The organism is Pseudomonas sp. 22490 (genome assembly GCF_052044465.1).
GTDB classification, from domain to species: Bacteria; Pseudomonadota; Gammaproteobacteria; order Pseudomonadales; family Pseudomonadaceae; genus Pseudomonas; species Pseudomonas aeruginosa.
This window is the reverse complement of sequence record NZ_JBQENS010000051.1, coordinates 1-12,979: the sequence shown is the minus strand read 5'-3', so window position 1 is coordinate 12,979 and position 12,979 is coordinate 1. Positions and strand designations below refer to the sequence as shown.

At 67.2% G+C, this 12,979-nt stretch carries 15 protein-coding genes; 4 read left to right on the top strand and 11 right to left on the bottom strand.

Features of this window, described 5'->3' with window-relative positions:
* Positions 1-6: 6 nt before the first annotated feature.
* From ACTJJX_RS32865 to leuC, 3 genes are all read right to left on the bottom strand, one after another.
* Positions 7-768, bottom strand: a complete 762-nt coding sequence (locus ACTJJX_RS32865) for a class I SAM-dependent methyltransferase (protein WP_003452681.1) — start codon at positions 766-768, stop codon at positions 7-9.
* A gap of 71 nt (positions 769-839) precedes the next feature.
* Complete coding sequence (gene leuD, locus ACTJJX_RS32860; protein WP_003091398.1) at positions 840-1,478, bottom strand: 3-isopropylmalate dehydratase small subunit; 639 nt, start codon at positions 1,476-1,478, stop codon at positions 840-842.
* Positions 1,479-1,489: 11 nt separating this feature from the next.
* On the bottom strand, positions 1,490-2,914 hold the full coding sequence (gene leuC, locus ACTJJX_RS32855) for a 3-isopropylmalate dehydratase large subunit (RefSeq protein WP_016852645.1): 1,425 nt from the start codon (positions 2,912-2,914) through the stop codon (positions 1,490-1,492).
* A gap of 162 nt (positions 2,915-3,076) precedes the next feature.
* Here leuC and ACTJJX_RS32850 point away from each other — a divergent pair, with 162 nt between their 5' ends.
* Positions 3,077-3,970: a LysR family transcriptional regulator gene (locus ACTJJX_RS32850; RefSeq protein WP_003091401.1), complete on the top strand. Its 894-nt coding sequence runs from the start codon at positions 3,077-3,079 to the stop codon at positions 3,968-3,970.
* A 92-nt stretch (positions 3,971-4,062) separates the two neighbouring features.
* Here ACTJJX_RS32850 and ACTJJX_RS32845 read toward each other — a convergent pair whose 3' ends face one another.
* Both ACTJJX_RS32845 and ACTJJX_RS32840 read right to left on the bottom strand, forming a co-directional pair.
* Positions 4,063-4,440: a RidA family protein gene (locus ACTJJX_RS32845; RefSeq protein ID WP_003104210.1), complete on the bottom strand. Its 378-nt coding sequence runs from the start codon at positions 4,438-4,440 to the stop codon at positions 4,063-4,065.
* A 63-nt stretch (positions 4,441-4,503) separates the two neighbouring features.
* Positions 4,504-5,430 carry a LysR substrate-binding domain-containing protein gene (locus ACTJJX_RS32840; RefSeq protein WP_016852644.1) on the bottom strand — a complete coding sequence of 309 codons (927 nt, stop codon included), beginning with the start codon at positions 5,428-5,430 and terminating at the stop codon, positions 4,504-4,506.
* 111 nt (positions 5,431-5,541) lie between these two features.
* On the opposite strand from ACTJJX_RS32840, the gene ACTJJX_RS32835 reads away from it, so the two are divergent.
* Positions 5,542-6,870, top strand: a complete 1,329-nt coding sequence (locus ACTJJX_RS32835; RefSeq protein WP_003104214.1) for an SGNH/GDSL hydrolase family protein — start codon at positions 5,542-5,544, stop codon at positions 6,868-6,870.
* 43 nt (positions 6,871-6,913) lie between these two features.
* Here the strand turns inward: ACTJJX_RS32835 and ACTJJX_RS32830 are convergent, their stop codons facing one another.
* On the bottom strand, positions 6,914-7,363 hold the full coding sequence (locus ACTJJX_RS32830; protein ID WP_003091405.1) for an Hsp20 family protein: 450 nt from the start codon (positions 7,361-7,363) through the stop codon (positions 6,914-6,916).
* A 157-nt stretch (positions 7,364-7,520) separates the two neighbouring features.
* Here ACTJJX_RS32830 and ACTJJX_RS32825 point away from each other — a divergent pair, with 157 nt between their 5' ends.
* Together ACTJJX_RS32825 and ACTJJX_RS32820 are read left to right on the top strand one after the other, a co-directional pair.
* Complete coding sequence (locus ACTJJX_RS32825) at positions 7,521-8,324, top strand: GNAT family N-acetyltransferase (protein WP_016852643.1); 804 nt, start codon at positions 7,521-7,523, stop codon at positions 8,322-8,324.
* A 16-nt stretch (positions 8,325-8,340) separates the two neighbouring features.
* Positions 8,341-9,087: an SDR family oxidoreductase gene (locus ACTJJX_RS32820; RefSeq protein WP_003104218.1), complete on the top strand. Its 747-nt coding sequence runs from the start codon at positions 8,341-8,343 to the stop codon at positions 9,085-9,087.
* Between the two features lie 14 nt (positions 9,088-9,101).
* Here ACTJJX_RS32820 and ACTJJX_RS32815 read toward each other — a convergent pair whose 3' ends face one another.
* The 5 genes from ACTJJX_RS32815 to ACTJJX_RS32795 all read right to left on the bottom strand — a co-directional run bounded on the left by ACTJJX_RS32815 (position 9,102) and on the right by ACTJJX_RS32795 (position 12,762).
* Positions 9,102-10,061, bottom strand: coding sequence for a tRNA dihydrouridine(16) synthase DusC (locus ACTJJX_RS32815; protein WP_003104220.1), 960 nt, complete (start codon positions 10,059-10,061; stop codon positions 9,102-9,104).
* Positions 10,062-10,153: 92 nt separating this feature from the next.
* Positions 10,154-10,591, bottom strand: coding sequence for an acyl-CoA thioesterase (locus tag ACTJJX_RS32810; protein ID WP_003107647.1), 438 nt, complete (start codon positions 10,589-10,591; stop codon positions 10,154-10,156).
* Positions 10,591-11,238, bottom strand: coding sequence for a bifunctional 4-hydroxy-2-oxoglutarate aldolase/2-dehydro-3-deoxy-phosphogluconate aldolase (locus ACTJJX_RS32805; RefSeq protein ID WP_003091412.1), 648 nt, complete (start codon positions 11,236-11,238; stop codon positions 10,591-10,593). Before ACTJJX_RS32805 ends, ACTJJX_RS32810 begins: the two co-directional genes overlap by 1 nt.
* A 112-nt stretch (positions 11,239-11,350) precedes the next feature.
* Complete coding sequence (locus ACTJJX_RS32800; protein WP_003115024.1) at positions 11,351-12,208, bottom strand: alpha/beta fold hydrolase; 858 nt, start codon at positions 12,206-12,208, stop codon at positions 11,351-11,353.
* Positions 12,209-12,219: 11 nt separating this feature from the next.
* Complete coding sequence (locus ACTJJX_RS32795; protein WP_003091415.1) at positions 12,220-12,762, bottom strand: TetR/AcrR family transcriptional regulator; 543 nt, start codon at positions 12,760-12,762, stop codon at positions 12,220-12,222.
* Positions 12,763-12,979 lie beyond the last annotated feature (217 nt).

Genomic DNA, 12,979 nt, shown 5'->3' with positions numbered 1-12,979 from the left:
GAACCGTCACTCCCGACGCAGCCACAGCACCAGCACGTCGGTGCTGAACGAGCCGTCGTCGGCAATCTCGAAATACTCCCTGACTTCCTCGCCCACCGCCAGCTGCAGGGTGCGGATCGCCTGGCGGAACACCTCCGGCGTACGCATCCGCTCGACCCACGACTGGAACTCCAGGCGCAGGCGCTGGCGCCGGCTTCCGGTTACCAGCAGGCCCGCCTCGCCGCTCAGGCGCGCCCACTCGGCCGGCGAGTAGTTGCGCACATGGCTGGTGTCGCGGAGCAGCTCGACGGTCTGCAGGAAGGTGTCCGGCAAGGCCTGCCCGGGCGCCGCCACGTCGACGAAGATCGCCACCCCGCCGGGCTTGAGCACCCGCCGCACCTCGCGCAGGGCCAGGCCGACATCGCGCCAGTGATGGGTGGAATAGCGACTGAAGACGAAATCGAACTCGCCGTCGGCGAAGGGCAGGCTCTCCGCCTTGCCCTGTTCGGTACGGATGTTCGCCATGCCCCGTTCCGCGGCGCTCTGCGCCACCACGGCGAGCATCTCGGCGGAAAGATCGTAGGCCACCACCTCCCCTGCCAGGGCGGCGACCTGGAAGCTCACGTGGCCGGCGCCGCAGCCCAGGTCGAGGACCCGCGCTTCCGGGCGCCCGGCCAGGGCGTCGCGCAGCAAGGCGAATTCCTCGCCCTGGGCATGCACGGCGCTGCTCAGGTAGGCCGAAGCCTGGGCGCCGAACTGGCGCTGGACAACGTCATCGTGGTCGCTCATGAACCTACTCCGGGAGAAAAACCGGGCGCACCCTACCCAGGATGCGCCCGGCAATGGGACTCACGTGGCGCTCAGCGGAACAGCCAGGGCTGCTGCTGGCGGTAGCCGTCCTCGAAGGCACGGATCGCATCGGCGTCCTGCAGCGTCAGGCCGATGTCGTCGAGGCCGTTGAGCAGGCAATGCTTGCGGAACGGGTCGACCTCGAAACCCAGCACCTTGCCATCAGGACGGGTAACGGTCTGCGCCGCCAGGTCGATGGACAACTGGTAGCCTTCGTTCGCCTCGACCTGGCGGAACAGTTCGTCCACCTCGGCCTCGGGCAGGATGATCGGCAGCAAGCCGTTCTTGAAACTGTTGTTGAAGAAGATGTCGGCATAGCTCGGTGCGATCACCGTGCGGAAACCGTACTCGTCCAGCGCCCAGGGCGCGTGCTCGCGGGACGAGCCGCAGCCGAAGTTCTCCCGCGCCAGCAGTACGCTGGCACCCTGGTAGCGCGGCTGGTTGAGGACGAAGTCCGGGTTCAGCGGACGCTTCGAGTTGTCCTGTCCCGGCTGCCCGACATCCAGGTAGCGCCATTCGTCGAACAGGTTGGGGCCGAAGCCGGTGCGCTTGATCGACTTGAGGAATTGCTTGGGAATGATCTGATCGGTATCGACGTTGGCGCGATCCAGCGGAGCGACGAGACCGGTCGTCTGGGTATAGGGTTTCATCTCGGTTCTCCTCAGGCGAGCAATTCGCGGACATCGATGAAGCGGCCGTTGACGGCCGCGGCGGCGGCCATCGCCGGGCTGACCAGGTGGGTACGGCCACCGGCGCCCTGACGGCCCTCGAAGTTGCGGTTGGAGGTCGAGGCGCAGTGTTCGCCGCTCTCCAGCCGGTCCGGGTTCATCGCCAGGCACATGGAACAGCCCGGCTCGCGCCATTCGAAGCCGGCCTCGATGAAGATCCGGTCCAGGCCTTCCTTCTCGGCCTGCTCCTTGACCAACCCGGAACCCGGCACCACCAACGCCTGCTTGATGGTCGCGGCGACCTTGCGGCCCCTGGCCACTTCGGCGGCGGCACGCAGGTCCTCGATCCGCGAGTTGGTGCAGGAACCGATGAATACCCGGTCCAGCTGGATGTCGGTGATCGCCTGGTTCGGCCGCAGGCCCATGTACTTCAAGGCGCGCTCGATCGAACCGCGCTTGATCGGGTCGCTCTCGCGGGCCGGGTCCGGCACGTTCTGGTCCACGGCCAGGACCATTTCCGGCGACGTGCCCCAGCTGACCTGCGGCTTGATCTGCGCGGCGTCCAGCTCGACCACCGCATCGAAGCGGGCATCGGCGTCCGACACCAGTCCCTGCCAGCAGGCGACGGCCTGGTCCCATTGCTCGGCGCTCGGCGCGAAGGGCCGGCCCTTCACGTAGTCGATGGTCTTCTGGTCGACGGCGACCAGGCCGACGCGGGCGCCCGCCTCGATCGACATGTTGCAGATGGTCATCCGCCCTTCGATGGACAGGTCGCGGATGGCGCTGCCGGCGAACTCGATGGCGTGGCCGTTGCCGCCGGCGGTGCCGATCCTGCCGATCACCGCGAGGACGATATCCTTCGCCGTGACGCCGGCCGGCAACCTGCCTTCGACCTTGACCAGCATGTTCTTCATCTTCTTCGCCACCAGGCACTGGGTCGCCAGCACATGCTCGACCTCGGAAGTGCCGATGCCGTGGGCCAGCGCGCCGAAGGCGCCGTGGGTGGAAGTGTGCGAGTCGCCGCAGACCACGGTCATCCCCGGGAGGGTCGCGCCCTGCTCCGGACCGACCACATGGACGATGCCCTGGCGCACGTCGTTCATCTTGAATTCGGTGATGCCGAAGTCGTCGCAGTTCTCGTCGAGGGTCTGCACCTGCAGGCGCGAGACCTCGTCGGCGATGGCGGCGATGCCGCCCTTGCGCTCGGTGCGGGTGGTCGGCACGTTGTGGTCCGGGGTGGCGATGTTGGCGTCGATCCGCCACGGCTTGCGCCCGGCCAGGCGAAGACCCTCGAAGGCCTGCGGCGAGGTCACTTCGTGCAGGATATGGCGGTCGATGTAGATCAGCGCCGAACCGTCGTCGCGCTGCTTGACCAGGTGCATGTCCCAGAGTTTGTCGTAGAGGGTCTTGCCGGCCATCGGGATTTCCTCATCAGCTCATTTCTATGCCCACAGGGCTTGTGAGGATGATCCTATGGCTTGTCTACGAATAACTCAAATTCATATTTTTCATCCAAAGCATTCCCAACAGGAATCCGTTGGCGCTAAGCTCCGGGCAGCCGAAACCAGCGGAGGCCCGCAATGGACCTGAACAGCCTCAACACCTTCATCGCCATTGCCGAGACCGGCAGCTTCTCCGAAGCCGGCGAGCGCCTGCACCTGACCCAACCGGCGGTGAGCAAGCGCATCGCCGCCCTCGAACAGCAGCTCAATGCCCGGCTGTTCGACCGGGTCGGCCGCGAGGTCAACCTCACCGAGGCCGGCCGCGCCCTGCTGCCGCGCGCCTACCAGTTGCTCAACGTGCTCGACGACACCCGCCGGGCGCTGAACAACCTCACCGGCGAGGTCAGCGGCCGGCTGGTCCTGGCCACCAGCCACCACATCGGCCTGCATCGCCTGCCGCCGCTGCTGCGCGCCTTCACCCGGGCGCATCCGCAGGTGGCGCTGGATATCCAGTTCCTGGATTCGGAAGTGGCCTACGAGGAGATCCTTCATGGTCGTGCGGAACTGGCGGTGATCACCCTGGCCCCGGAAACCGCCGAACCGGTGCGCGCAGTCCCGGTGTGGGACGACCCGCTGGACTTCGTCGCCGCCCCGGAGCACCCGCTGGCCCGACAGGGCACGGTGTTCCTCGCCGACGTCGCCAAGCACCCCGCGGTATTCCCCGGCGGCAACACCTTCACCCACCACATCGTGCGGCGCATGTTCGAAGCCGAAGGGCTGACGCCGAACATCGCCATGAGCACCAACTACCTGGAGACCATCAAGATGATGGTCTCCATCGGCCTGGCCTGGAGCGTGCTGCCGCGGACCATGCTCGACGACCAGGTGGTGCGCCTGCCGCTGCAGGACATCCAGCTCAGCCGCCAGCTCGGCTATATCCTGCACACCGAGCGGACCCTGTCGAACGCCGCGCGCGCCTTCATGCGCCTGCTCGACGAACAGGCATTCGGCAACGGCACTCCAGCGGCCTGAAGCGATTCAGGTCGGACGCCACGGGTAGGCCCTCCCCTCTTCGCCGTCCGCGGCCAGCGCTCACCCGACCTGCATGCCAATGCCCTCGCGACTCAGCCCTCGCCGACCCACGCCTGCACCTCGACCTCCACGTCGACCCCCAGCGCCAGCCCGGCGGTCACCGTCGAGCGTACCGGCAAGGCCCCCTGCACATGACGCTGGTAGACCTCGTTGAAACCGGCGAAGTGGGCCATGTCCGACAGCCAGACGGTGACCTTCACCAGTTGGTCGAAACGCGCGCCACAGTTCTCCAGCGTCTCGCCGATGCGTGCCATCACCGCTTCGGTCTGGGTCTGGATATCGCCACGCACCACCTCGCCGCTCGGACTCATCGGCACCTGCCCGGAAAGAAACAGGAAGCCGCCGGCCCGCACCGCGCGGGAAAAGGGAAACGGCAGGCTGCTGGGGTAACGCTGGATGTCATCGCTCATCTGGATTGCCTCCTGTGGATGAAGCGCTAGGAAGAAAAGCTTTCGGCCGCGGAATCGGCGTATTCATGTAGCACTGCGATCAACCTGGCTCATATCGACGCGCTCCGCCAGAAAGTCCAGGAACGCCCGCACGCGCAGCGGCAGATAGCCGCCCTGGCCGACGTTGACGGCGTGGACTTCCTCCAGGTCGCCCGGGTTGTATGCCTCGAGCACGGGAATCAGGCGACCGGCGGCTATGTCCTCGCGCACCTGGAACGCGGCCAGCCGCGCCAGGCCCAGGCCGGCCACGGCCAGACGGCGCAGCGCCTCGCCATCGCTGGCCTGGGCGTTGCCCGACAACGGCACCACGAGTTCCTCGCCGGCGTCCCGCAGCGGCCAGCCGGAGCGCGTTCGCACATAGTTGGCGCCGAGGCGGTTGTGCCCCAGCAGCGCCTGCGGCGTGGCCGGCATGCCATGCCGGGCCAGGTAGGCCGGCGCACCGACGATCAGCATGCGCGTGCTCCCCAGCTTGCGCGCCACCAGGCTCGAGCTTTTCAGCGGCCCCGCGCGCACGGCCACGTCGGTGCGCTGCTCGAGGATGTCGACGACCTCATCGGTCAGCACGATATCCAGCGTCACCTCGGGATGCTGCGCGAGGAACTCGGGCACCAGCGGCAGCAGGAAGTGATGTCCGAAAGGCACGTTGGCGTTGACTCGCAAGCGCCCGCGCGGCGCCGCGTTTTCGCTCGCACACCGCTCGGCTTCCTCCAGGTCGGCCAGGATACGCACCCCGCGCTCGTAGAACGCACATCCCTCGGGCGTCAGTTGCAATTGACGGGTGGAGCGGTTCAGCAAGCGGGTTCCCAGGCGCTGTTCGAGCCGGGTGATCAGCTTGCTGACTGCCGAGGGCGTCATGCCGCAACGTCGAGCGGCGGCGGAAAAGCCCCCCGACTCGACGACCCGGGCAAACACCTCCAGTTCGCCGGAACGGTTGACTTCAAGCCGGGCCATGGCGCCCTGCCTGATGATTTCGCTTCATAAATGATATTCCCCGCTGCGGTCTATTTCCCTTAAATCTTTGAATTCATCATCAGCTACAGGATAACCACTGAATTCAACGACATGAAACGACCCATCGAAAGACTTCCCGCCGCGACCTCCAGCGCAACCCGGGCCTTCGCGCTCGCGACGAGCCTGTTGTACGCCTGCGCCGCGCCGGCCGCTTCCTGGACCGCCAGTTGGCAGGCCAGCCCGCAGCCGGTCTGGGCTGAGGACTTCCTGTTTCCCAGCAACGTGCCGGCCGAACTGCACGACCAGACGGTGCGGCAACTGGCGCGAATCAGCCTGGGAGGAACGCGCGTGCGCATCGTCCTGGCAAATACCTATGGAAAGCGCCCGATCCGGATCGGCCGGGCCACCCTGGCCAAACCCGGTTCCGAGCGCGCCGCGGTCGCCACCGGCAGCCTGCATGACGTGACCTTTGGCGGACGCCGGACGGCGACCATCGCGCCCGGCGCCACGCTACTCAGCGATCCGGTGGCGATGCCGGTGGCCGCGCTCTCGCAGGTGCTGGTGAGTCTCTACCTGCCGGCCGCCACGCCCATGGAAACCTTCCACTGGGACGGCCGCCAGACGGGCTGGATCGTCGCCGGCGAGCAGACCCAAAGCCACGCATTGCAGCTGGACGCGGCGGACAGCCAGAGCACCACCGCGCGCCTGCTGTTGACAGGTATCCTGGTTGAAACCGAAGCGGCAACGCGGACGCTGGTGACGCTCGGCGACTCGATCACCGACGGAGCCAGCGCCAGCCTCGACCGGAACAGCCGTTGGCCGGACTTCCTCGCCGAACGCCTGGCCCCGCATGGCGTCGCCGTGGTCAATGCGGGGATTTCCGGCGCCCGTCTGCTGAGCGACGGCATGGGCGCGAGCGCGCTGGCACGTCTGGACCGCGACGTACTGGCCCAGCCAGGCGCAAGCAGCATGGTGGTGATGCTCGGCATCAACGACATTGCCTGGCCCGGTACCGCTTTCGCCCGGAATGCCGCACCGCCCACCCTGGAAGCGCTGATCGCCGGCTACCGGCAATTGATCGAACGGGCGCACAACCGGGGTATCCGGGTCGTCGGCGCGACCCTCACGCCGTTCGAGGGCGCACTGCCCGGCACGCCGTTGAGCGATTATTACCATCCCGCCAAGGAAGCCCTGCGCAGGCAGGTTAACGAGTGGATCCGTCATGCCGGCGCCTTCGATGCGGTGATCGACTTCGACGCGGCATTGCGCGATCCGGAGCAGCCGTCGCGGCTCGCCGCGCGCTACGACTCCGGCGACCATCTGCACCCCAGCGACGAAGGCAACCGGGCGATGGCGGCCGCCGTCGACCTCGACGTCCTGCTGGACGAGGTGCCCGACGGCCTACCGGCGGAGCCCCGGGCCGATAGCGCAACGAAATGAAAAAAGGCGCCCGAAGGCGCCTTTTTTCGATCACCGCTGACGGTTACTGGTTGTCCAGTGCCGGGCGCTGGCCATTGATGGCGATACGCTTCGGCTTGGCTTCTTCCGGAACCAGCCGGACCAGGTCGATGTTCAGCAGGCCGTTGGCCAGCGAAGCCGCCTTGACCTCGATATGGTCGGCGAGGCGGAACGACAGCTTGAAGGCGCGCTGGGCGATGCCCTGGTGCAGGTAGGTCACGTTGTCCGTGGACTTCTCGCGCTTGCCGCCACTGACGGTCAGCACGCCGCGCTCGACCTGCAGGTCCAGGTCCTCTTCCTGGAAGCCGGCGGCGGCGATGACGATGCGATACTCGTCGTCACCGTGCTTTTCGACGTTGTAGGGCGGGTAGGTACTCCCGGCCTCATTGCGCAGGGCCGACTCGAACAGATCGTTGAAGCGATCGAAGCCTACGGAATGACGGAACAGCGGGGCGAGGGAAAAAGCGTTGCTCATTGCGAATCTCCTGAATTATCAGCAAGTACTCTGGTGCGGAACCCGTCTTCGGCATCCCGCACGAACTAGATAGGGATCGTCGGAAGTATTTCAAGAGCCTTGAGAACGACCGTTCGTCGTGCTCAGATCGAAACTCATCCTTTCGAGAACCGTCGCCATGGAACGCGCAATCCCGACCTTCCCCTGCCGCGATCTGGACAGCGCCAGCGCCTTCTACCAGTCCCTCGGCTTCCACCTTGGCGCTCGCTATCCGACCTACGCCATCCTCCAGCGCGGCGCCCTGGAGCTGCACCTGTCGCTGTTCGAGGCGCTCGAACCGAAGATCAATTGCAGCGCTGCCTACCTGCGCCTGGAGGACGCCCAGGCGCTGCATCGCCAGGCCGCGGCCCTCGGCCTGGGCGGCCAGGGGATTCCACGCATCACGGCCCTGGCAGACCAGCCCTGGGGCATGCGCGAATTCGCCCTGATCGATCCCGATGGCAACCTGCTGCGGGTCGGCCAGGAGCTCGATGCGACGCCAGAGCAGCACCGGGTTCGCCTGGCCAGCGCCGACGACGTCCCCGCGGTGGCCGCGCTCTGGCAAGCCAATGTCCGCGAAGCCGGGGAAACCCTGGATGCCGGCGACCAACAGGCGATCCAGGCACTGCTCCTGGCCGCCTCGCGCAACCGCTTGCTCTGGCTGGCGGAGGCCCAGCAGCATCCCCGCGGTTTCGTCCTCGCCCACTTGTGGCAGATCGAGGACGGTCAGGCACGGGTCGGAGAGATCGCAGAGCTCTACGTATTGCCGCAGGCCCGCCGCCAGGGCCTGGCCCGGGAACTGGTGGGCAGCGCCGAGGAGGCCCTGCGCTCGCGCGGCGCCGGCCTGATCCGCGCGCAATCGGCCCTTGACGCGCCGCTGTCCAACCTGTTCTGGCAGGGCCTGGGCTGGGACGCCGACTACCTGACCTTCACTCGCTACTGACCTGGGGAGCATCATCATGCGCAACGTCATGCTGATCACCGGAGCCAGCCGCGGCATCGGCGCCGCCACCGCTCTGCTCGCCGCCGAGCGCGGCTATGCGGTCGTCCTCAACTATCTGCGCAACCGCGAGGCCGCCGAAGCGCTGCGCCAGCGCATCGAGCGCCAGGGCGGCGAAGCCCTGGCGGTGGCGGCCGACGTAGCCGAGGAAGGCGATGTCGAGCGGCTGTTCGCCGCCATCGACGAACGTTTCGGCCGCCTCGACGTGCTGGTCAACAACGCCGGCATGCTGGAAGCGCAGACGCGCCTGGAAAACATCGACGCGGCGCGCCTGCACAGGGTATTCGCGACCAACGTGACCGGCAGCTTCCTCTGCGCCCGCGAGGCAGTGAAGCGCCTGTCAACCCGCCACGGCGGGCGCGGCGGCAGCATCGTCAACGTATCCTCGATGGCCTCGCGGCTGGGATCGCCCAACGAATACATCGACTATGCCGCCGCCAAGGGCGCCATCGACAGCATGACCATCGGGCTGGCCAGGGAAGTGGCGGCGGAGGGTATCCGGGTCAACGCGGTGCGGCCCGGACTGATCGATACCGAGATCCACGCCAGCGGCGGCGAGCCCGGCCGTATCGAACGCCTGAAGGGCGGCATACCGCTAGGACGCGGCGGCACGGCGGAGGAAGTCGCGCGGGCGATTCTCTGGCTGGCGTCGGACGAAGCCAGCTACAGCACCGGCACCTTCATCGATGTCAGCGGCGGCCGCTAGGCCTGCTACGCAAGCTAGGCCGCCTGGCTGAACGACACCTGCAACAGCCGGTCGATGGTTTCGCAATCGCTTTCCCGGCGAATCCGCGCGAACAGCTCGACGGCTTCGGGATAGGTGCGCGTGAGCATGCCCAGCCACTGCTTGAGACGCCCCGGGGCATAGCGCGGGGCGAGCTTGCGCCGGGCCTGTAGCCAGAAGTCGCGCAGCAGCGGCAACAGCTCGCTCCAGGGCATCTCGCGGATTTCGCCGCCATCGCGCCAGGCGGCGATCTGCCGAGCCAGGCCAGGACGCGAGACCAGGCCGCGACCGAGCATGATGTCCTCCACCCCGCTGACCTCGCGACAACGCAGGTAGTCGTCGAGCGTCCACACTTCGCCGTTGGCGAACACCGGCACGCGCACCGCCTCGGCCACCCGCGCCACCCATTCCCAGTGCGCCGGCGGCCTGTAGCCATCGACCTTGGTCCGGGCATGCACCACTACATGGGCCGAGCCGCCGTCGGCCAGGGCCCGCGCACAATCCAGGGCGCCGTCGGGACTGTCGTAGCCCAGGCGCATCTTCGAGGTCACCGCAATCTCGCTCGGCACCGCGCGACGCACGGCGGCGACGATGTCGTGCATCAGCTCCGGCTCCTTGAGCAATACCGCGCCGCCGCGCGAGCGGTTCACGGTCTTGGCCGGACAACCGAAGTTCAGGTCGATCACCGGGGCGCCCAGCTCACAGGCGAACGCGGCGTTATCCGCCAGGCACGCAGGATCGGAGCCGAGCAACTGCACACGCATCGGCGTCCCGGCGCGGGTCCGGCTGCCGTCGCGCAGCTCCGGCGCCAGCTTGTGGAAAGCCGTGGCCGGCAGCAGGCGATCGGTGATGCGGATGAATTCGGTGACGCACCAATCGATGCCGCCGACGCGGGTCAGCACGTCGCGGAGGATTTCATCCACCAGACCTTCCATCGGCGCCAGGGCGATTTGCACGAACCACTACCTCGAAAATGACAGGCGGCGGATTCTAGAGAATCCGCCGCCCGGAACAAAGTGCGAATGCCTGCCGGCCGACACGCGACGGGTCAGGCCCCGGCGAGCAGAGCCTGGCCGTAGCCGTCGATGAACTCCGCCGGCATCCGCTTCGGCTTGCCGCTGGACAGTTCGATGCAGACGAAGGTGGTCTGCGCCCGCAGCAGCGTGGCGCCATCCGCCGGGCGTACCAACTGGAAGCGCCGGTTCATCCGCAGGCGCTGGTCGGACTCGACGATCCAGGTCGCCAGTTGCAGTTCGTCGCCCTCGTAGGCCGCGGCCAGGTAGTCGATCTCGTGGCGCAGCACCGCCATCGCCCGGTCCAGCCGGCGGTACTCGGCCAGGTCCAGGCCCAGCCGCTGCGAGTGGCGCCAGGCGCAGCGCTCCAACCAACTGACGTAGACGGCGTTGTTCGCGTGGCCGAGCCCGTCGATGTCCTCGGCGAGGACCCTGAGGTCGATCACGAACGGATCGGCGTAGTCCCAATTCATCAATGCTGCTCCAGGCTGCCGGCCAGTTCGCGCGCTTCCCTGGCCAGTTGTGTGATCTGATCCCAGGCCCGCGCCCGGATCAAGCTCGGCGGCGCCAGCCAGGTGCCGCCGACACAGGCGACATTGGGCAGGCGGAGGAAATTCAGCAGGTTGTCCAGGTTGACCCCGCCGGTCGGGCAGAAGCGGATGCCGGTGAACGGCCCCTTCAGGCTTTTCAGCATTTTCACGCTGGCAGTGCCATCGGCCGGGAACAGCTTCAGCGAGCGATAACCGTACTCCAGCGCCAGCAACACTTCCGAAGGCGTCATCACCCCGGGCAGGTATGGCAGGCCGGCATCCTCCGCGGCGGCGGCAAGGCGCGGCGTGCATCCGGGGCTGACGGCGAACTGCGCGCCCGCGTCGCGTGCCTCGAGAAACTGCTCGGTGTGGATCAGGGTACCCGCCCCCAGCAGGACCTCGGGCACCTCGCGATGGATGGCGGCGATCGCGTCCAGCGCCTGCGGCGTGCGCAGCGTCACTTCCAACACCGTGACGCCGCCCGCATACAACGCGCGCGCCAGGTCGGGCGCCAGCGCCACGTCCTCGATCACCAGCACCGGCAATACCGGGCTGGCCTGCAGCAGGACCCGATCCAGCGGCAATGTCATGGGCATTCCTCGATTCGAAACGGCTCGCCCCGCCGGATCGCTCCGCGCGGGCCACAGCGCTTTTTACCGAAGAACCGAGGTCAGGACAACGACAACCCCTCTGCTACGCGCCTCAGGAAGCGCTCGCCGTCTTTTCCACGCGCCGGCAAGCGCGCATCGCCGGGCGCTCCTCGAGCAGCGCCAGCAGCGACTCGCTCAGCCTGCGCTCGCCGAGCAGTCGGTGGTGGCCGCCGCCCGGCAGGCGCAGCAAGCGACTGGCCGGCCAGGCGGCATGGATGCGCTCGGCATTTTCCACCGCTACGCGCGTGTCGTCGTCGGCATGCACCACCAGTCCGGGCATTTCCAGACGGTAGCGCGCCACATCCAGGCACGCCGCGGATATGCCCGCCTGCCGCTCGACCAGGCGGATGAAATGCGAGCGAGCCAGGGCCGGCAAACCGACGAAACGAGCGAACAGGCGCAACTGTTCGAGAATCCGCGACGGCGCCGAGACCGTCACCAGCGCTTCGCTGCGCAGCCCCATCTGGGCTGCCAGCAACGCCGCCGCGCCACCCAGGGAATGACCGACCACCGCACGCAGCGGCGGCAACTCGCCAGCGGCCTCCAGCAAGGCGTGGGCGAACAGCACCACGTTCGCCTCCCTGCCCGGCGAGCGGCCATGGGCCGGCGCATCGAGGGCATACACCGAATAACCCGCGCCGACCAGTTGCTCGATCAGATGGGCGAACTGTGTCGGCCTGCCGGCCCAGCCATGCAGCAGCAGGACTGCCGGCCCCTCGCCCCAGCGCAACACCGACAGCCCGAAGCGCAGAGTGACGCGCTCCGAACTGGCCAGCAGCGGCAGCTCCCAATCCTTCGGCGGCCACTCGCCAGGCACCATGAACGTCCGACGCATACGCTCGGCCGTCCAACGCGGCGCGATGCGGCCGATCGTCCCGTTGAAACCGCGAATCCAGGTCAGGCTGCTCATCTCGCACCTCCTCAGTTCACCGCCTGCTTGGCGGCACGCAGAACCCGGTCGGACAGCTCCCCCGGCCCCAATGCCCGGGCCAGCGCCAAACCGCCAATCATCAGCACCAGGTCGGCCAGGGCGACGTCGGTTTCCTCGGGACTTTCCGCCAGGCTGGCGACCATGATCTCGACATGTCTGCTCAAGACCTCGCGAAACCCCTCCGGCAGGCGCGCCACCTCGGCTAGGGTCGCCGGCAGCGGACAACCGGCGTCGACCTGTGCGTCCCGATGCTTGCGCGACAGGTAGAAGGCGGCCGCCAAGGCACGACGCTCCTTTCCCGACAATCCGGGATCGAGTTCGCCGAGCAGTTCGCGGCGCTTGCCGAGCAATTGCTCGAACGCCTCGAGCATCAGCGCATCCTTGCTCTGGAAGTGGGCATAGAAGCCGCCGACGGTGAGCCCCGCCGCGCCCATCACTTCCCCGACGCTAGGTTCGACGGCGCCCCGCTCGAGCAGGGCCTGGGTGGCGGCACCGAGGATGCGGGCACGGGTCTGGGTTTTCTTGTCGCTCATGACGATCTCCGAAAATATTATGGATGAAATATTATATGCATAATAAAAATCGGCAAGCGTACGGCCGGGCCGTCTGTCAGGAAATTCGAAAAGGGAAAAAACAAAAGGGCCATTCCAATTCGGAATGGCCCTATAGAGCCCCGCAGAGCGGGAAAAAGTGGCGTCCCCTAGGGGACTCGAACCCCTGTTACCGCCGTGAAAGGGCGGTGTCCTAGGC

What these genes read in the sequence shown, in the direction of transcription:
- ACTJJX_RS32865 (WP_003452681.1), bottom strand. Translation starts at nt 768, where the DNA reads ATGAGCGACCACGATGACGTTGTCCAGCGCCAGTTCGGCGCCCAGGCT.
- leuD (WP_003091398.1), bottom strand. Translation starts at nt 1,478, where the DNA reads ATGAAACCCTATACCCAGACGACCGGTCTCGTCGCTCCGCTGGATCGC.
- leuC (WP_016852645.1), bottom strand. Translation starts at nt 2,914, where the DNA reads ATGGCCGGCAAGACCCTCTACGACAAACTCTGGGACATGCACCTGGTC.
- ACTJJX_RS32850 (WP_003091401.1), top strand. Translation starts at nt 3,077, where the DNA reads ATGGACCTGAACAGCCTCAACACCTTCATCGCCATTGCCGAGACCGGC.
- ACTJJX_RS32845 (WP_003104210.1), bottom strand. Translation starts at nt 4,440, where the DNA reads ATGAGCGATGACATCCAGCGTTACCCCAGCAGCCTGCCGTTTCCCTTT.
- ACTJJX_RS32840 (WP_016852644.1), bottom strand. Translation starts at nt 5,430, where the DNA reads ATGGCCCGGCTTGAAGTCAACCGTTCCGGCGAACTGGAGGTGTTTGCC.
- ACTJJX_RS32835 (WP_003104214.1), top strand. Translation starts at nt 5,542, where the DNA reads ATGAAACGACCCATCGAAAGACTTCCCGCCGCGACCTCCAGCGCAACC.
- ACTJJX_RS32830 (WP_003091405.1), bottom strand. Translation starts at nt 7,363, where the DNA reads ATGAGCAACGCTTTTTCCCTCGCCCCGCTGTTCCGTCATTCCGTAGGC.
- ACTJJX_RS32825 (WP_016852643.1), top strand. Translation starts at nt 7,521, where the DNA reads ATGGAACGCGCAATCCCGACCTTCCCCTGCCGCGATCTGGACAGCGCC.
- ACTJJX_RS32820 (WP_003104218.1), top strand. Translation starts at nt 8,341, where the DNA reads ATGCGCAACGTCATGCTGATCACCGGAGCCAGCCGCGGCATCGGCGCC.
- ACTJJX_RS32810 (WP_003107647.1), bottom strand. Translation starts at nt 10,591, where the DNA reads ATGAATTGGGACTACGCCGATCCGTTCGTGATCGACCTCAGGGTCCTC.
- ACTJJX_RS32805 (WP_003091412.1), bottom strand. Translation starts at nt 11,238, where the DNA reads ATGACATTGCCGCTGGATCGGGTCCTGCTGCAGGCCAGCCCGGTATTG.
- ACTJJX_RS32800 (WP_003115024.1), bottom strand. Translation starts at nt 12,208, where the DNA reads ATGAGCAGCCTGACCTGGATTCGCGGTTTCAACGGGACGATCGGCCGC.
- ACTJJX_RS32795 (WP_003091415.1), bottom strand. Translation starts at nt 12,762, where the DNA reads ATGAGCGACAAGAAAACCCAGACCCGTGCCCGCATCCTCGGTGCCGCC.